Raw genomic sequence first — 18,908 nt, 5'->3', positions numbered from 1 at the left:
TTATATCCTACTCGGAATTATATTAGTTCTACCTCAGCTTGATACATTTGGTATTGATATTGGGATTACAACTATCTATTATGAAGAAATTGTATATGCTTTATTAATATTTGTTTTTTTATTGTGCGTTATTAAAAATAAAAAGTTGTGGTTGATCAGTCCGTAATTTTAGCATTATTTATCCTTATCTTATCCATATTACCTGGTCTATATATTGGTATAAGTAAAAATGGGATTTTGAGAGCGTTACAAGATTTTAGACCTATGTTATATTATACATCCATTATCCCTTTTGTATTCTTACTAAAAGATATAGATAAAAAACGATTTTTTAATATCATTTTGGTATTAATTTGGATTCACTTTATCATTTTATTCTCAGTTTACCTACTAAGGGAGAAACACTTTCTTGCAGACGTTTATGCCTTGAGTATTAATAGAGGTGAAAGATTCGTTGGGGAAAAAAACGAAATCATATTAGCTTTAATATTTTCGTATTATTTATCATTTCTTTTATATAGATATCACAACAAAATTAATATTGTTAAATTTTTTGCTAATTCTAATCCCTGTTTCTGCAACAATATATATGACTCAAACAAGAGCAGTATTCATTGCATTAGTTGTTTCTATAATAATTTCAATATTAATGTTATTTAGATTTAAACTCATACGATTTAGCTATATAATGAGATTGTTATTTTTAATTTTACCCTTTATACTGATTTATCTAATTAGAGCACATTTTATTGAAATTGATTATAATAAAAACATAATTTCAAGATTTACTACCAGTAAATCGCTTCTACAAGATTCATCAGTAATCGCCAGATTTTATTCTTCATACGAAGCTTATAACCTTATAAGAACAAGCCCAATATTAGGTGTTGGTTATGGTCAGGAAATTATAATTGTTCCCGAATGGCTAGCTGGTTATGAATCCCGGTCATATTATATTGATAATTCCTTAATTACAATAGCGGTTAAATCCGGTTTATTAGGCTTCTTGGGGCTCTTATTCTTTTTTTTCCTATTTTATTATAAGAGCATATAGATATTTGGTAAACAATATCAAAGAATTAAACTATTTGGATATTATTTACGAAATATTTCTCATCACAACACTAATAACTATCTTAGTTTTCTCATTAGCAGATAGAATTTTAATTAACACTAGAAATATTTTTCTAATAATGGCATTTATTGGAATTTCCACATCCTTAAACAAACGATCCATTTTAAATTTTACGAATGAGAAGATGAATGAAAATTAATCTTGTTTGTTTTCCAATGGTAGATTGGAAACAATCTGAAAAATATGGCTTTAGAACTAGAGATGCTCATCTTTATCATTCTTTCTCATTAGATGAGAGAATACATAAACTGTTAGTTATCAATAGACCACTAAGCATCTCAGAAAAGATAATAAGACAACAGCATTGGCTACGAATGATGGTAATTTATATTACAAAAACAAAAATATTGTCATCAAACAAATAAATGACAAAACATACGTTTTAGACGTACTTTCATATTCAGTTTTTAGACCAGTATTCCAGCAACGGAATTGGATACCAAACTTCTATAAAAGAAATGAATTTCAAAAACCATTAATCATAGCTTGCTGTTATTGGGGATTAACGACTTTGTTCATTTTCATGGAATCCATTACACTATCACCTTTATAAAAATATTGGTGAAAAAATTTTTGTTTTTGATTCATTAGATAATTGGTTAGAACACCCCAATATGATTAAAAGCAAAATGCACATTCAAAGAGGATATAATATAATTAATGATAAGGCAGATGTCGTTTTTGTAAATGCAAAAAGAATTTAAACCTTTTTCCATCAGTAATAAACAAACTTTATGTAAGTAATGGTGTTGATTTTAATAGATTTCAAACCCCTCACCCATGCCCTGAAGATCTAAGCACAATAAATGGGATAAGAGTAGCATACATAGGTAAAATCGGAACTCGTTTAGATTCAGAGTTAATGTCACATTTGATCGAATCGAGACCAAATTATAATTTTATATTCATTGGACCGATTTATGAAAAAAAATCTGTCCATAATTTTTATAAGGCACCAAACACATTCTTTTTAGGTGATAAACATTATAACATATTACCCTCATACTTGAACAATATTGATATATGTATATTACCACATAAAGTTGGCGGTTTTGATGCTGACCATATTAAGCTTTATGAATATCTGTCCGCAAATAAACCAGTAATAACCACTGCTGCAATTGGTGTAATGAAGTTTAAAGATCATATTAAAATATCAGCAAATAAAAATGATTTTTTGAATAATTTAGATGAATCAATAGACAGTTTAAACACTTTCAGTGGATACTCCAGAGATCTAATTGAAAAGCTACAAAATGAATACTCATGGAAAACGAAGTCTTTACAAATGATAGATATTATTCAACAGAAAATGCTATCATGATTTCTCAATAGTTAGTAAAGGTAGAATACTAAACAATATGAAAGACAGAAACCGAACATACAAAATTGCAATTTTAGGAAGTAGAGGAATTCCGCAAAATATGGTGGATTTGAAACCTTTGCAGAATATTTATCATTAGGCTTAGTGAATCGTGGCTTTGAAATAACTGTTTTTTGTGAAGGAAACACCAATGAAAAAACTCCGTTTATAACGGAGTTAATCTAGTTAATATCTCAACTCAAGAAATTGGAGTTTTTACGACAATATGGTATGATCTAAAATGTATAATTCAAGCAACTTTAGATAATCGCTATGATGTAATTTACATGTTAGGCTATGGCACTAGCGTGTTTTGTTTTATACCAAAATTATTTGGAAAAGTTGTTTGCATCAACATGGATGGGTTGGAATGGAAAAGATCTAAGTGGAGCAAAATCGCCAAGATCTATTTTAGATTTATGGAGTATCTTTCAACAATTACAGCAAATTACTTAATAGCCGATTCAAGTGAAATCCAACAGTATTTAGTACTAAATACAGAATTCAAAAAAAAAAGTATTTTATTTATCATATGGAGCGAAATTGTTTGATAGAGATAAGCTTAATAGTAATAATAACTTTAATCTTACAGAAAAAAGTTACTATTTAGTTGTCAGTAGATTAGAACCGGAAAATATGATAATAGAAATACTTAAAGGCTTCACACATTCTGAATCTAACAAAAAGTTAGTAATTGTTGGAAACATCGATATAAAAACCCATATATTGAATTACTTTTGAAATACAAAGCCTATAAACAAATAACGTTCTTGGGTGGCGTTTATGACAAGTCTTTATTATATGAATTAAGAATAAATGCATTTTGTTATATTCATGGACATTCAGTTGGTGGAACAAACCCATCATTATTAGAAGCCATGGCTTCTAAAAAGCATAGTGCTCGCACATGACAATGTTTTTAATAAAGAAGTCTGTGGTGAATTTGCATATTATTTTAGTAATTCTGTAGATATTTCACGAAAATTAAATGATATTGAAAAAAACACACATAAAAATATATTTTATTCTGAAAAGCTGTATCATCGATTTTTAGAGAATTATACTTGGGATAAAATTGTTACTGATTATGAAGCTTTTTTCAACTTATTTTAGATAAACATAAATCTGGATAATATTGTTTTTATAATTGATTCCTTTTAAGGGTAGTGCTACATTTTATTGTAATAAAATTTATTACTTGAACTAATTCACGCATCAATATTATTCAACAACAATTTTAGGATCGATCTGAATCCCGCCGCTAAAAAAAAGAACATCACTCCACCATCAAATACTTCTTTGTTTTCAATTTGATATTGAAATTTCTTTTTTAGTGATTCTAGGATTTGTCCCTTATGATACATAACACTGCCGATCAATTTGACATCTCCTAATATATTTTTTTGTTTTATTGCAACTTCTTTGCTTTCATTATATCCACATACTGCATAATCAATACCCAAAGTTCTCATTTTATTCCAATCAAGACTGTATATTTCCTTACAGGTTTCACCATAATATATTTTATCCTGATATCCACTATATACATATACTTTAACATTTGAATTGTTTTTAATGTTGTAATTCTGAGTTATTTTGACATAGTCATTGATGTATTTTTGCATATTAATTGATTGAAAATCTACCCAAAGTTTTCTAATATTAATTAATTTTTCTGTAGGTGGGTTAGGCGAATATGTTCTAAACCATAAATCGGTTTCATTCTTCATTGATTGCCATGACAACTTTCCACCTCTAAAATATTTTCCTTTATGATATTTATTGTCACTTGAACTATCTAATTTATAATAACTTTGGTTAGGCTTCCTGAACTACTTCTACTTTTATATTCTAAAACAAACGCATATGTTTTTGATGTATCTAGTTCGCCTATTTCTAGTGGATTAAAATAAAGTTTAATAATTGAATTATCATTAATTTTATTATTTGAATGATTTACAATTTGCTCACTAAATATTGTTTTCTTTTCTTTTGAGGCAGACCTATTTTTCTTGCTAAGTCAGGAACATATATTTCGGTTTTTGGATTTAATTTGCTATATACTTTTTAGTTTCTGTGATATAATACAATATATCACCTGAAAAAATGTCGTTCTCAAGAGAATTTGAGACTCTCCAAATCTTAATATCTATCCTACTAAGCATAGGCTTGTTCGGTTTAAACGTTTGCGCTACTACATCATACATCCCATTAAACTTTTCATTCTCAATACCAAATATTTCTTCAGAATTAACACTTGCTTGAGAAATGTCAATTTCAGGAAATGTAAATTCGATATCATCTCTATACAGATACCCATAATTTTTATAACCTAGGCTGTCTAAATAATTATAAAAGGATGCCATAAAGCATTTTTAATATCATTTTTGTTACCGATTCTATATTCAAATTCTTCATATGGATTATATGGGTATAATGTATTAGTAATATCAGAGCCATTTACATCATACTTTCTAGTAATAAATGGATATCTTCAATATCATCATCCACAATTCCTGAAATAGCTTTACCATGTTCTTCTAAATATGCTACAAACTGCTGTTTAACAATTTCATATTCAATTGGATTCATAAAAGGACTAACAGATCTTAAACTAAATTCATCATTTATTTGTCTATTATAACCTAAGTCGACACGTTGAATAACTTTTAATGAATCTTTAAGAAAAAATGAATACAAATCGAAAAATCCATCAAATTTTTTAATTTCCCTTTCCTCTTTTAGCACAACATGAGTAAACCCTCTTGTAAAAACATTTTGGGATTGGATATGGTTTTTATAAAGATACTCCCTCTCCAGTAAATAAATTGCCTTTGAGAGATCAAGTTACTAGATAAAAAGAGAATTAGAAGAAGATACATTTTTTTCATAATGATATCCTATATTTTAACAATTTTTTCACCACAAAATAAACCTCAAAATTAACCCCCAAAGGCAATTTAGGGTTGGGGCTGCCATAAGTTTGCGAAATCGAGAAATACTGCGAAAGGATTTTGCGAAACTTACGATAGTCAAAACCCAAATGCCGTAGATAATAAGGATATCCGCCAAAATCAACAACCGGGCGATCTTTTGGCGGAAAACCGATGCCCGCACGCAATACATTTCCGATCCGGGCATCGTCCGCACCGTAACGTCGGCGCATCCTAAAGGTACCTTTAATCAACGCGGGTAAAAAAATTTCATTCGGCACCCCAATTATCAATTTACCATCCGGTTTGAGCAACTGTTTCATAGTTGCCAGTGCATCCAGCGTTTGTTGGAGTGGCAGATGTTCAAAAACTTCAAGACAAAAGATAAAATCAAAGGTTGCCGGGGAATAACCATTCAAATTGCTAACAATGCGAATGTCACTCATTCCGGCTAATAAGTCATGGGCTTGTTTACGTAGGTTACCAACCGGTTCATAACAAACAAGCTGAGCTTTCGGTAATTTCTCCCGAATACGTTGACACAGGATGCCATTTCCTGCACCAAAATCGAGGATTGTTCCGGAAAAATCGGGTAATAAATCTGACAAAATCCGAAGCCCGTCGTTCAAGCGATTGCTCTGCAGCAACCGTTTAATGGGATTGCGGTCACCGGTTGTAATTTTTGCGTAGTCAACATTTGTATAATTTGTCATCGTTCGTTCAATTTTTCCGTTGTTTATAATAATTTAGAACCGAATAAAAAATTTTCCTACCAAAACCTTCAGATCATTTTCCTACTGACGATATTGTAAAACATGAAGCGATACAATAAAATCACCAATTGATGCTATAAAAATATCGAAAACGACAAAATAATAACAAAAACGTGTTCATAAATGATAGTTATACGAAAAAAATAGTAAAATCAGCATATAACTGACAAAAATCGTTTCATAATTTACATAAACGCCTCAAAAAAGAATAAACCGGTTTAAAAAATCATTATTTTCACTGAAAATTTAACGAATCAGTGATTTATCTATTCATTTCATACTTCACAAGGAGAGTGCATGAAACTAAATTCCCAAAACTTTAATGAACGCATAACCGCGACCAGCATTTTCTTTGAAAATGCACTGGGAGATCCGGAAATGCTCAGCGGATTTGAAAACCATGGCTACACCGCCGAAAAACTTGGCGAAGGTAAAACAGTGCTGGATGTAGTGCAACAAAAACAAATCACTAAAAACACAGCGCACGCTGCCAAACATGCGGCAACGCAAACATTCAGGACAAGTCGTCAGGCTGCCCATAAGGTTTTTATGCGGCTGGTTGGGTTTTCCAATGTAGCGTTCTCAGCAGACACAGAAACCCGGGAAAAACTAGGTATCCATAAACGTATTCCCGCAAAATATGCAGACTGGTTGATTACCGTTGAACAATTTTATACAGTCCTGTTAGCCGATGAATCATTACAGACAAAACTTGCGGCCATTGGTATAAAATTGGAAGAAATTCAGGCTGGTCAGCAACTGGTTCTGGACACAAAAGCGGCGGCAAATGCACGCGTGCAAAAAGATGGCAAAGCACAACAATCCACCAAAGAACGAAATATTGAGTTTCATAAACTAGAAGATTTTATGAGCAATTGCATCTCCATCGCAAAGCTGGCATTTGCCGACAAACCGCAATTTCTGGAACGTCTCGGCATTGTCAAACGATAGCTCCTTTCATGGTTACAAAACCTTGAAGTGTTACACAAACCTTTGAGGTTTTGTTTTACAAAAAATTCCCTTTGAAACCCACCCCTAAAATCGTAAAATAATCCGCAAATTCGCAGATATGTTAACCAAATGATGTGACAGAATGAAAATCATAAAACGATTTCTCCCCAAATTTTACTTTTTACTTTTTACCTTTTACCTTTTCACTTCCCCCCTTTTTTCCCAAACCGCTTTTGAGCCGTTGCACAGCGAAGTTTACGGATTTCTGGATCGATTGAGTGCACGGGGCATCATCGAATATCACGATCTGATAACACCCGTTTCCCGGATGACGATTGCGGAAAAGCTCCGGGAATTATCCCAAATGCAGGATGAATTAACCGCGCTGGAGAAACAGGAACTCGCATTTCTTCTGCAAGATTTCAAATTTGAATTGGATCGTTTGAACACCGTCGAAATAACCGGCGAAGATTTTAGCTATCTGGGAAAAGATGTGGCCGGACGCTGGCGGGCGTTATCGTATCGCGATGATCATTTTTCCATCAATTTCAGCCCGATTTACGGCGTGCGTTACGGACAAAATGACGGCAAAAGCCAGTCGCACCGCTGGAACGGCGCGTATTTGTATGGCTATCTCGGCGAAAACTGGGCGTTCAGCTTCGATTTTCGGGATAATCGGGAAGCCGGCGATAATGTGGACGAAAGCAAATCGTTCTCTCCGGTAACCGGCATCGACGTTGACGAACGCGATCTGGCAACCGGCAACGCCATCGAATACAGCGAAGTGCGCACAACGCTCTCATACGATTGGTCGTGGGGACGGGCAGTGTTCGGTAAAGATTTTATTAATTGGGGATATGCCCAAAACGGCAAAGTGGTGCTGTCCGATAAAGCGCCGTCGTTCCCGTTTTTGCGATTGGATATCAATCCGACGCACTGGCTGAAATTCAATTACTTTCACGGCTGGCTGGAATCGGACGTGGTGGATTCCACCGCTATTTACCCGACACTTCGCGAAAACGCCAACAGCTTTGGCTTCCGCGAGAAATTTTTGGCGTCGCACACTGTTACGCTTACGCCAAAACGCGGGCTGGATTTTTCCATCGGCGAATCGATCATTTACAGCGATCAACTGGAAGTTGCATATCTGATGCCCCTGATGTTTTTCCGGCTCGCCGATCACTATTTGAGCGATCGCCAGAACAGCGCCGGCAGCAATGCCCAACTGTTTTTCGCTGCAAGTGCCCGAAATCTGATCCCCAAAACGCATATTTATGGTGAGCTGCTGATCGACGATCTATCTGTAGCCAATATTTTCAATGCGGAAAAGCAAATCAATCATTTGGGCGGCAGCGTTGGCGCGATGATTACAGATCTTCCCGTCAACAACCTCAGCGTTCGCGCAGAATATTCGCGGATCAATCCGTTTGTTTACAAACATTTTATCCCAACGTTGCTGTACACCAGTTCATCGTATCCGTTGGGGCACTGGCTGGGGCACAATGCCGACATTCTTTTTGGCGAAATCAGCTATCGTTTCCGGCGGGGAATTTCCGCAAAAATTTGGGGACAAAACATCCGCAAAGGCGGCGAAGGTCAAGTTGAAGATCAATATACGCTGCCGCACAAGCCATTTTTGTTCGGTCCCGTTCAGAAATTTACGGATTGGGGTGCCAGCCTCCGTTACGAAATTCTGCACGATTTGATAGCAGAACTGAAATATGAATCGCTGCAATCGCAACGCATCGAAATAACGAATGGCAAAACCCAAAACCACATTTCTCTGGCAATATTTTACGGGATGTAGCCGCTACGTTCGCAACCCGTTTTCGCCCGATTTTTATCTCCCCTGTTGCGTTAAAGCATCCTTTTTTCTTATTTTAGATTGGGTTTGATAGCAACGCAGTTACCTCAAATCACCCGTTTCCGGCGACAAAAGCGCCCAACCCCAACACGGAGGAACCGGTATGGCCGATCTGTTTTCACCAGATGAAAACGACCGTTTTCAAGCTGCGGCAATGAGCGATATGCGCATCATCGCCGGGCAAATAAGCACCTGGCTGCGGTTTTTGAGCATCGTATTTATTTTTATCGGCGCGTTGCTAACCTTTACAATCGTTGCGCTGCCCGTTGCGGTTGTGCAAATCTGGCTGGGAATTGTGCTGTTTCAGGCTGCGGAGCGCGCGGTACAGGCGCAAAAAACCGGTGATTTGGCAGTATTCGCCGCACTTTTGGATAAAATGAAACGCTATTTTGTATTATCCAGCGCATTGCTCATCGTTTCCATCGCTTTTATCGCAACGGGAATTTTTTTCGCGGAAGAGTGGGTTGGCAGCCTTTTGGGCAGCGTTTTAGCGCTGTGACAATTTTTATAACCATCAACGCCTGCATTTAAATGACAAGATTATACCTTTGCGAAACAGCCGACATCAAAAAAAAACATTCGCGTGTTTTTGAACTGGAAAATGGATTGAACATCGTGGTTTTTCACACAAAAAAAGGCTTTTTTGCACTGGAAAATCGTTGTCCGCATGCCGGCGCGGCGTTGAATGACGGCATGATAAAAAAAGATGTGCTGATGTGCATTTGGCATGGCTGGAAATTTAATCTGCAAACCGGTGCGTGCCTCAATCAGCCGCAAAATCCGGCGCGCACTTTCCCGCTATTCATCGAAAATAATGCGTTATATATTGCGATATAAACTGTTGTAAATTAAGGAGCTTATATGATCGTAAATCCGGATATCGAGCAGTATTTGTCCCAGCTTGGCGCACTGCCCCACGCAATTTTGGGGGACATGGAAGCGGAAGGTTTGGAGCGAAATTTCCCCATTGTCGGGCCGCTGGTCGGGCGATTGCTGGTTTCGTTGATCAAGTTTGGGCATGTGCACACCGTTTTGGAATGCGGCAGCGGCTTCGGCTATTCCGCGATGTGGATGGCAATTGCGCTCTCCGAAAACGGTAAAATTACCTGCATCGAATACGATCCGGTGAATATTGAGCGGGCAAAATCCTATTTCGAAAAAGCGGGATTGGCACACAAAGTTACGTTTATTCAGGGCAACGCAATGGAAATTGTGCCCACGCTATCGGACACTTACGATCTGATTATGAATGATGTCGATAAACCGCAATACCCGCAACTGCTTCCCCTTTTGCTCGATCGCCTGCGGGTTGGCGGCATGCTGATTGCCGATAACGTGCTGTGGAAAGGCAAAGTTACCCAACCGGCGGTAGATGGCGAAACCCGTGCGATTCAGGAATTTAACGAAAACCTGGTTTGGGAAAAGAATTTGTGGAGCACCTTTTTACCGCTACGCGACGGGCTTTCGCTGAGCATTAAGTTGCGTAAGTAACTGATATGAAATGGTTTAACAAAAACGACACCGAACGCCAACAGCCGAAGCTCGGATTGGCACTCAGCGGCGGTGCAACCCGGGGCATGGCGCACATTGGTGTGTTGAAAGTGTTGCAAGAGGCAAATATTCGTCCGGCATTTCTGGCCGGAACCAGCATTGGTGCGCTGGTTGCTGCGTTTCAGGCATTCGATATCCCCATTGATGAAATGTATGATCAGGCAAAGGAAATGAGCTGGACATCCATTTCCACATTTTCCCCCTCCCGCGCCGGCTTTTTATCGAACCGGGTCATCGGCGAAATTATTGAGCGACACATCGGCGATGTGAACATAGAAGACGCCAACACGCCGCTGGCGATCGTGGCGACGGATATTCATAATGGCGATAAAATTATCCTCCGCAAAGGCAATCTTGCCACCGCCGTGATGGCCAGTTCTTCCATTCCCGGCATTTTTACGCCGGTGGAAATTGACGGCAGAAAATTAGTGGATGGTTTTTTGGTCGAAAATGTGCCGGTTTCCCCATTACAGGAAATGGGTGCAGATGTCATTCTCGGCGTTAGCCTGAGCACACTTCGCGAATATCGCGAACCGAGCGGGATGATTAATATTTTGATGAACGCGTTCGAAATTGCGGTGGATGAAAATGTGCGCATGCTGCTCAAAAATGTCGATTTGCTGATTACTCCGGCGTTGGGCGATATCGCCATCGACGATGAAATCCGCCCGCAAGCGTTATTTGACGAAGGCTACGCTGCTGCGCAAGAGAAAATTACGGTGCTGTCGGAGATCCTTCGCAAAAAAGAGAAGAAGCTCAATCGGGGATTTTGGCACAAATTATTATTGTCATTCAAATAAAAAACGCCGGAGCAGTGTTGCCCCGGCGTTCTGATTTGCTATATTTTGGTGCACCTCAAATCTGAATTTTTACATCAATCGGCACATTTTCCCGCAAATTTTTCAACATGTCTTCAAATGCCTGGTTGCGTTTGTATTCTTTGGCGATGTTTTCGATCTGCTGCCAATCTTTTTCGAGCGTTAGCACGCGGGCATCATTTTTCTTGTTGAGTTTGATAATGTGATACCCAAACTCCGTGCGCACCGGCTCAGAAATATCACCGACTTTCAACGTTTTCAGCGCTTGCTCAAATGCCTTCACCTGAAAATTATTCACTTCAAAATCGCCCAAATCGCCGCGATCCTGTTGCACATTCGGGTCGTCCGAATATTCCAGCGCCATTTCGCCAAAGGTTGCTTCGCCATTCAAAATTTTCTGGCGAATTTCTTTCAGCTTTTCCACTGTTTTCTGTTCGTCTGCAGCGGTTGGCTGCAGTTGGATAAGAATATGGCGGGCATTAATTTTTTCGCCCTGACGGTTGAGCAATTGAATAATGTGGAACCCAAACTGGCTTTGCACAATATCCGAAATTTCGTCCACTTCCAGCGCGTATGCGGCTTCTTCAAATTCCTTCACAAAATCGCCCCGCGATGTCCAGCCCAAATTTCCTTTGTTGGATTTGGCGCTGGGGTCTTCCGAATATTTGAGCGCCAGTTCGCCAAAATCCTGCCCTTCATCCAACATCTGGCGGATGCGGGTGATTTTTTCCATCGCTGTGCCGATGGCGTCATCGCTGGGCTTAACCTTCATTAAAATATGGGAGATATTGGCTGTTTCGCCAATACGCGGCATGCTATCCTGATATTGGGTGTAAAATTTTTCCACTTCCCTGCGGGAAACGTTGATGCTGCCAAATTGCCTGTCGCGCAGTTTTTCGATAACAATCTGGTTCGCAACCCGCTTGCGCATTTCCCGTTTAATCAGCGGCAGCGACATGCCGTAATATTCTTCCAGCGCTTCCTGCGATCCGGCTTGTTGCATAAATCCGTTCACCTGCTGTTCCACTACCTGATCCACCCGTTCGTCCTCGGCAATCAGGGTATCTTCTTCTGCGCGGATGAGCAGCAATTTTTCGTCAATCATCCGGTCCAACACCTGTTTGCTCAACCGGTTCAGTAATGCTTCATCCTTAAACGGGTTAACCTTGTTTTGCATGGCATATTGGGTGAGCATGGTGTTGATATCGGAAATGAGGATAATTTCCTTGCCAACAACGGCTGCGACACCGTCTATCGGCTGTTGGGCCAGCGCAGGTGTGAGCAACATTGCCACTGCACCCAATTGTAAAATCCATTGTCGAATCATAAAAAATACTCTCGTTTCGTTTCGGTTACTCAACATTTCTAATGTATCTTTTCTTTTGCACCAATGAAATTGGTATTCCTTTAAAGAATATTTTCGTAAAAAGTTTCGGCTTTGAAATTTTTGCGGGCACTTTCTTTGGCATCGCGAATGAGGTCGTGGCGTTTGGCGGCGATCAGCAAATTGCGGATTTCCGGCGTTACCAGGCTTAAACTGCGAATCGATTCCGCCGGTTGCCGGTCGATCACCTGCAAATAATGATATCCCAAACTGGTTTTGACGGGGCCGTAAATGAGCCCGGTTTTGGTGCCGCGAATCGCTTTCTGAAATTCCGGGCGAATTTGCTCGACCGGCAGAAAACCCAGATCGCCGTTTGGCTCTACCGATCGGGTAATCTGGGTATCGAGATAATTTTTTTCGATCACTTCCAGCAGGTCTTTTGAGCTTTTGATTTCATCGACGATGGCGTTATCCAATTGCTCAAAAAACAGGTGAACCAGGTGAACTTCATCTTTGCTGCGGCGAAATTGTTCGGGATTGGCTGTGTAATAATCTTCGATTTCGCGATCGGTCACCGGAAAATCGTTGCGTACTTTCATATTCAGATAGTGATTGGCGAGCATTTCGGCTTCCAGTTTTTCAATTTGCCAGCGATCGCGGGTGTTGAGGGCAATACCGTCTTCCACCGCAGCGGCTGCAAATGTGTGGCTGTCCACCCATTGCTCAACAATTTTTTTGATAAAAAACTCCCGTTCCGATCCGCTCAAACTTTCGGGAATGAGTTGCAGAACGACATCGCGAAGCAAATAGGTATCACCCACGCGAGCGACAATTTCGCCGGGTTTGGGCTGGTCGCTGCTGCATGCTGCCAACATCAGCACTACGAAAATTAATGGTACGATACGCCGCATTGTTTTATTCCTCATCAACCGATTGCCTTTAGCACATCGCTGTGAACTTCTGCGCTGACTGCTGCGCTGATTTCCGATTCGACCTGTTCGCGGCGTTTGCCGCGTTTTTCATTCAGCACCGCCGCCTGAACAGAGCTTCGCACAGATGCCAGATCTTTTACTTTTTCAGGTTCAAACTTGCCGGTTTTAATAATGTGGTAACTATTATTAAATTCAACAGGTTGGGTGAGGTTGTTTCCACCGGCTGCAAATGCGGCATCCGCGATTTCTTTCATCCGGTGCGTCGGGGTAATCATTCCCAATTCATATCGATGGGTCACCGGCACATTTGCTTTCCCGACAAATTCATCATACAGCGCTTTAAAATCTTCGCCGTTGCGGGCGCGTTCGTAAACTTGTTGGGCAACGGGCTGCGCGTTTACGACAATCTGCCAAACCTCGACGCGCGCCGGGGCGCTAAATTTATCGGGATTTTCCCGGTAATACGTTTCGATCTCCGCTTCCGTCACTTCCGTCACATGCTCGTTCACTTCTTTATCTTCGATCATCCGGGCTAACCGGCCCAAAGTGAAGCGTTCCATTTCTTCCAGATATTTCGGATTTTTGTCCTGCCCTGCTGCTTTTGCTTCCAAAACCCAGCTTCTCAAATTGAGTTCCTGCATCAAGAATCGCTCTTTGATGCTGCTGAAATTGCCAATAACGCTGTAATCGCGGGTCAGCATATCGCTCGCAAAATCGAGGAAACCACCGGAGTAGATGGGTTCGCCCTGAACCTCGCCGATGATAATTTTTCGTTGCTCATCGCTGAAATCCGTAATTTTCGGTTGCGGCGATTTTCCCCATTGGTTGATGGTGTTCACCAACTCATTTATTCCGGCATCGTATGCAATAGCGTTGTATTTTCTCCGGAATTGTTCAGATAATGCATTAAATTTGCTCGCTTCTTCGTTGCGCTGCTGCCCCCGGAAAATGCGCAGCAGTTCGCCGCGAACGCTATCGAGTGTGCGATCTTTTTCGCGCGTTTGTTTCTCCAATACCTTCACCAAAACCAGCGCTTCCGACAATTTGACGGGTCCGCCAACGCTGCCGACCGCGGTGTTAAATATCAGGCTGTCGCCTTTCATCGGCATTCGCCCGATGGTGTAGGGATTGGCAAGCACGGCTTTTTTGTTGCCTTCGGATAGCGTTTTGGCGGCCAGCACCGCATCCTGACTGATTGCCAGTTCGCTGGCGTATTTTTCAGCGAGTTCGTAAGCTTCCGCTTCGCTGCGGTCTTCGTTGATTCCCGCGCCGCGAAATCCGATTTTTACCACAACCGCTTTCACATCGGTGAAAAACCAGTCGTAATATTTTTCCATCATGGCGCTGGGGAACATCTCGTCGATCACTTTTTCCTGATACAAACTCATTGCAAGCGTGCGATCGGAAAATTTTTCCAGCTCCGTCTGATACGCCGGATCTTTTTCCAGTTGCTGGCGAACAGCCCACACCGCTTTCCGGCGAACATCGATCAGTTTATCCAGTGACTGCTGTTTTTCTTCGGCGGTAATTTCGCTGATGGCTTTGTCTTTATAATCCTGTTCGAGGCGGTTTTTCAGCTCCGCGACGGTAATTTTGTAATCGCCGACTTCAGCGACAATGGCTGTGTCATCCGGTTTTTGGCTATCGCCGCAACTGTTCAAAACCACGGACAGCAGCAGCGCAGCCGTGCAAGCGACAATCCATTTTTTCATATTTTTCATTTTTGGCCTCACAAATTTTCCATTGACTTTGTTCCAGATGGCGCAATCTCTAAGTTATGTTTGCCTCATATATTCTGCAAGAAAAATTTAGCAAAGCTGATGCGGTCGTTGTCATCGCGACCTTTTAACGTAACATGTGCTTTCAATTGTTCCGTTTGCACAAATTTTAGCGGCGCTATTGTCTGGTCGATATATTTTGGCAATTGTTTTTCGATAAACGCATCTTTTGCGGTGGCACGTTCGTCGAAAACCAGTATCATTTTTTGTTTGCTGACTTTCACGGATTTGATGAACAATCGCGACGCCAGTTTTTTGATTTTGACCATTTCCACCAACCGTTCGGCAGGTTCCGGCAACGGCCCGAAACGGTCGCGCAGTTCAGAAACCAGGTTGTCGATCATGGTCATTTCATCGAGATTCACCAACCGGTGATAGATAATCACCTTCTCATTCGGCGCGCCGATGTAATCATCCGGCAGATACATTTCCACATCAATTTCCACCGATGCATCCACGCGCGGCATGCGATCTTCGAGGAAGTTTTCCGGCAGCGTTTCGTTTTGGATGGCTTCCACGGCTTCCTGCAAAATTTTGCGATACAAATCGTAACCGACCGCGTTGATGAACCCGCTTTGTTTGTGCCCGAGCAAATTGCCCGCACCGCGAATTTCCAGATCGCGCATCGCGATTTTCAGCCCGGAGCCGAGATCGCCAAATTCCTCGATGGCGTACAGCCGTTTCAGCGAGGTATCGCTAAGGCGTTCCTGTGGCGGGATGATCAAATAAGCGTACGCCTGGCGATCCGATCGCCCGACCCGTCCGCGCAACTGATACAATTGCGCCAGCCCGAACCGATCCGCCCGGTTGATGATAATCGTGTTGCAATTGGGAATATCCACCCCGTTTTCGATGATCATTGTGGCGATGAGCACGTCGTATTTTTTGTGGTAAAAGCGATCCATTATGTCTTCCAGCTCGTGCTCGTTCATTTGCCCGTGGGCAACGGCAATGCGCGCTTTCGGGACGATGGCTTTCACGGTATTCGCAACCGCATCGATGCTTTGCACGCGATTGTGCACAAAAAATACCTGTCCGCCGCGATTCATTTCGTAGGTGATCGCTTTGTAAACCAGTTCGGAATCCCATGTGGTAATTTCGGTCATGATCGGCAGGCGGTTGCCCGGCGGCGTATCCACAATCGATAAATCGCGCGCGCCCATCAGCGACATGTGCAGCGTTCTGGGAATCGGCGTCGCGGTGAGTGTCAGCGTATCCACATTAATCTTGAGCTGTTTCAATTTCTCTTTGTGGGTCACGCCAAATCGCTGTTCTTCATCGATAACCAGAAGCCCTAATTCCTTAAATTTCACATCTTTAGAAAGCAGACGATGGGTACCGATGATGATATCCACCTGACCACGTTCCAGTTTATCCAGCGCCTCTTTTTGCTCCTTTTTGCTGCGGAAACGTGACACCACTTCCACCCGGACCGGAAAATTAGCCACCCGTTCCGAAAAGGTGTTGAAATGCTGCTGCGCCAAAATGGTGGTGGGCACGAGCACGGCAACCTGCTTTCCTTCCATCACCGCTTTGAAAGCGGCACGAACCGCGATTTCGGTTTTGCCGTAACCGACATCGCCGCAAACGAGGCGATCCATCGGTTTAATTTTTTCCATATCCTGCTTTACTTCGGCGGCGGCTTTGGCCTGATCCGGCGTATCTTCAAACGGGAACGATGCTTCCATTTCCTTTTGCCAAAGCGTATCTTCGCTGAATGCGAATCCCTGTTGTGAGAGTCGTTTGGCATACAATTCCACCAATTCCCGCGCCACGCCTTCCACGGATTTTCGGGTGCGGCTTTTCACCCGTTCCCATTCCGCGCTGCCGAGTTTGGTCAGTTTTGGCGTGAAACCTTCTTCGCTGACGTATCGCTGAATGCGGTTGAGTTTGTCCAGCGTTACGTAAAGCACGTCGTCATCGAGGTAAAGCAGCTTGATGCATTCTTTCTCGAACCCGACCACTTTGATGCGCTCCGTGCCCACGTATTTGCCCACACCGTAATCGATGTGCACCACGTAATCGCCGTATTCCATAGTTTGCAGATTCCGGATCAAACTTCCGGAAACCCGAAGCCGCCGTTTTTTGCGGCGCATCCGCAGGCGATTGAATACTTCGTGATCGGTGAGGCATTCCAGATTGTGCTGCGGCAGCGCGAAACCGTCGTGCAGTTCGCCATCGTAAAATTGCATCGGTGGAATAAACCCGACTTCCGCCGCGAGAATATCTTCCAACCTGTTGCGCGATGCTTTTCCGTCGTGCAGCAGCCAGATTTCCCGGCGTTCGTTTTGCGGCGGTTTGATGAGCGTTCGCTGCAGGTGATCGACCAGCAATTTCATGTTGCCGTGGAACGCCGCTGGCGGTGTCGATTGAAAATCCAGATCGGATTGTCCGCGATTGCCGAGGTGTTCGTGGGTGAGCGGTTGCAGTTTTGTGACGGCTGTTTCAAATTCATTCGCGTTCAAATACGCCTGGTCCGGTTCGGTGAAACCGAGATCTTTTCCGTGGGTATCGAACCGGGCGGCGGCATCTTCCCACCAATTTTGCAGGGCAATTTTGCAACGGGCAGGATCTTCCCAAAACAGGATGTTGTTTTTCGAAAAATAGTCAAAAATGGTTGCGGTGTCGGTATCTTCCGGCGATTTGCCGAGCAGCCGCACCTGCGGCACCTGATCGATCGATAACTGCGAAAGCACGTCAAATTCCCGCAAAGACTCGATGGTGTCGCCAAAAAATTCGATGCGACAGGGCACTTCCGATTCAAACGAGAACACATCCAGAATGCCGCCGCGAACGCTGAACTGCCCGATTTCTTCGATAATCGGCATGCGAATGTAACCGCTTTCCGCCAGCCATTCGATCAGCAATTCCCGCTCGAAATCTTCACCGACTTTCAGCCGCACAATGTTCCGCTGAAACGATTGCGGCATTGGCACGCGGCGCAACAATCCCGGCGGCGTGGTGACCAGCACCGGCGCAGGTTGCTCCACTGCTGCCGCCAGCGCATTCATTCGCATGCTGTATAGCGCGGGTGTGAACATGCCTTTATCGAACGGCACAACTTCCGCAGACGGGAAATACACCGCGTGCGATTCCGGCATAAATGCCCGCAGATCGTCCACCAGTTTTTCGGCTTCGTCGGCTTCCGGCAGCACAATCAATTGCGGTTTTTCGTGGTGTTCGCGAATAAAATTGATGACAAACGCCAGAAACGAGCCATAAATCCCGCGCAGGCGCACAGGCTTTCCGGTGTTGATCAGCGTGAGCAACTGACGGAATTCCGGCAGTTCATAAAAGGAGGGTTTTAATTTTAGCATAATTCCGGGTTTTTACTTCCTCAGCATTCATTGTAAAGACGCTTAATTTACGATATGTTCGCCCGGAATTCAAATAAGGAATGGTTTTGTAAGTGAACGGAAATGTTTGAGTGTTCACGTATTTCAGTGGTGCTGGTGCACCGGCAAACTGCAACACGATAACACTCGA

At 42.2% G+C, this 18,908-nt stretch carries 17 protein-coding genes; 9 read left to right on the top strand and 8 right to left on the bottom strand.

The genetic code is table 11. From position 1 onward, the window contains the following. Positions 1-553 precede the first annotated feature (553 nt). From H6629_11850 to H6629_11840, 3 genes are all read left to right on the top strand, one after another. Entirely contained in the window at positions 554-1,054 is a 501-nt protein-coding gene (locus H6629_11850; protein ID MCB9068486.1) for an O-antigen ligase family protein, read from the top strand. Between the two features lie 943 nt (positions 1,055-1,997). Beyond that, the gene (locus H6629_11845) at positions 1,998-2,459 is read left to right on the top strand and encodes a glycosyltransferase (protein ID MCB9068485.1); all 462 of its coding nucleotides are present in this window, start codon (positions 1,998-2,000) and stop codon (positions 2,457-2,459) included. Positions 2,460-2,689: 230 nt separating this feature from the next. Further along, a complete protein-coding gene (locus H6629_11840) occupies positions 2,690-3,049 on the top strand; it encodes a DUF1972 domain-containing protein (protein ID MCB9068484.1) in 360 nt (119 codons plus the stop codon). Between the two features lie 657 nt (positions 3,050-3,706). On the opposite strand, the gene H6629_11835 is transcribed toward H6629_11840, so the two are convergent. The 4 genes from H6629_11835 to H6629_11820 all read right to left on the bottom strand — a co-directional run bounded on the left by H6629_11835 (position 3,707) and on the right by H6629_11820 (position 6,039). Further along, positions 3,707-4,243 (bottom strand): hypothetical protein, encoded by a 537-nt coding sequence (locus tag H6629_11835; protein ID MCB9068483.1) that lies wholly within the window; start codon positions 4,241-4,243, stop codon positions 3,707-3,709. A 303-nt stretch (positions 4,244-4,546) separates the two neighbouring features. Beyond that, positions 4,547-4,864: a hypothetical protein gene (locus H6629_11830; GenBank protein ID MCB9068482.1), complete on the bottom strand. Its 318-nt coding sequence runs from the start codon at positions 4,862-4,864 to the stop codon at positions 4,547-4,549. 94 nt (positions 4,865-4,958) lie between these two features. Then, a complete protein-coding gene (locus H6629_11825) occupies positions 4,959-5,246 on the bottom strand; it encodes a hypothetical protein (GenBank protein ID MCB9068481.1) in 288 nt (95 codons plus the stop codon). Positions 5,247-5,385: 139 nt separating this feature from the next. Further along, positions 5,386-6,039 carry a class I SAM-dependent methyltransferase gene (locus tag H6629_11820; protein MCB9068480.1) on the bottom strand — a complete coding sequence of 218 codons (654 nt, stop codon included), beginning with the start codon at positions 6,037-6,039 and terminating at the stop codon, positions 5,386-5,388. A 462-nt stretch (positions 6,040-6,501) separates the two neighbouring features. Here H6629_11820 and H6629_11815 point away from each other — a divergent pair, with 462 nt between their 5' ends. The 6 genes from H6629_11815 (at position 6,502) to H6629_11790 (ending at position 11,370) form a co-directional block, all read left to right on the top strand. Then, a complete protein-coding gene (locus H6629_11815; protein MCB9068479.1) occupies positions 6,502-7,155 on the top strand; it encodes a hypothetical protein in 654 nt (217 codons plus the stop codon). Positions 7,156-7,297: 142 nt separating this feature from the next. Beyond that, positions 7,298-8,962 (top strand): hypothetical protein, encoded by a 1,665-nt coding sequence (locus H6629_11810; GenBank protein ID MCB9068478.1) that lies wholly within the window; start codon positions 7,298-7,300, stop codon positions 8,960-8,962. A 160-nt stretch (positions 8,963-9,122) separates the two neighbouring features. Continuing rightward, on the top strand, positions 9,123-9,518 hold the full coding sequence (locus tag H6629_11805; protein MCB9068477.1) for a hypothetical protein: 396 nt from the start codon (positions 9,123-9,125) through the stop codon (positions 9,516-9,518). 32 nt (positions 9,519-9,550) lie between these two features. Further along, positions 9,551-9,856: a Rieske (2Fe-2S) protein gene (locus H6629_11800; GenBank protein MCB9068476.1), complete on the top strand. Its 306-nt coding sequence runs from the start codon at positions 9,551-9,553 to the stop codon at positions 9,854-9,856. Positions 9,857-9,880: 24 nt separating this feature from the next. Further along, positions 9,881-10,510: an O-methyltransferase gene (locus tag H6629_11795; protein ID MCB9068475.1), complete on the top strand. Its 630-nt coding sequence runs from the start codon at positions 9,881-9,883 to the stop codon at positions 10,508-10,510. A gap of 5 nt (positions 10,511-10,515) precedes the next feature. Further along, a complete protein-coding gene (locus H6629_11790) occupies positions 10,516-11,370 on the top strand; it encodes a patatin-like phospholipase family protein (GenBank protein ID MCB9068474.1) in 855 nt (284 codons plus the stop codon). Between the two features lie 55 nt (positions 11,371-11,425). Here H6629_11790 and H6629_11785 read toward each other — a convergent pair whose 3' ends face one another. From H6629_11785 to mfd, 4 genes are all read right to left on the bottom strand, one after another. After that, a complete protein-coding gene (locus tag H6629_11785; GenBank protein MCB9068473.1) occupies positions 11,426-12,715 on the bottom strand; it encodes a peptidylprolyl isomerase in 1,290 nt (429 codons plus the stop codon). An 80-nt stretch (positions 12,716-12,795) separates the two neighbouring features. Continuing rightward, positions 12,796-13,623 carry a peptidyl-prolyl cis-trans isomerase gene (locus H6629_11780; GenBank protein MCB9068472.1) on the bottom strand — a complete coding sequence of 276 codons (828 nt, stop codon included), beginning with the start codon at positions 13,621-13,623 and terminating at the stop codon, positions 12,796-12,798. A 14-nt stretch (positions 13,624-13,637) separates the two neighbouring features. Then, the gene (locus tag H6629_11775) at positions 13,638-15,365 is read right to left on the bottom strand and encodes a peptidyl-prolyl cis-trans isomerase (protein ID MCB9068471.1); all 1,728 of its coding nucleotides are present in this window, start codon (positions 15,363-15,365) and stop codon (positions 13,638-13,640) included. Positions 15,366-15,430: 65 nt separating this feature from the next. Beyond that, positions 15,431-18,739, bottom strand: coding sequence for a transcription-repair coupling factor (gene mfd / locus H6629_11770; GenBank protein ID MCB9068470.1), 3,309 nt, complete (start codon positions 18,737-18,739; stop codon positions 15,431-15,433). Positions 18,740-18,908 lie beyond the last annotated feature (169 nt).

The sequence above is a fragment of the Calditrichia bacterium genome (genome assembly GCA_020634975.1).
Taxonomy (GTDB): domain Bacteria; phylum Calditrichota; class Calditrichia; order RBG-13-44-9; family J075; genus JACKAQ01.
Note: the sequence above shows the minus strand (reverse complement) of the source record. Positions and strands in the feature narration are given on the sequence as shown.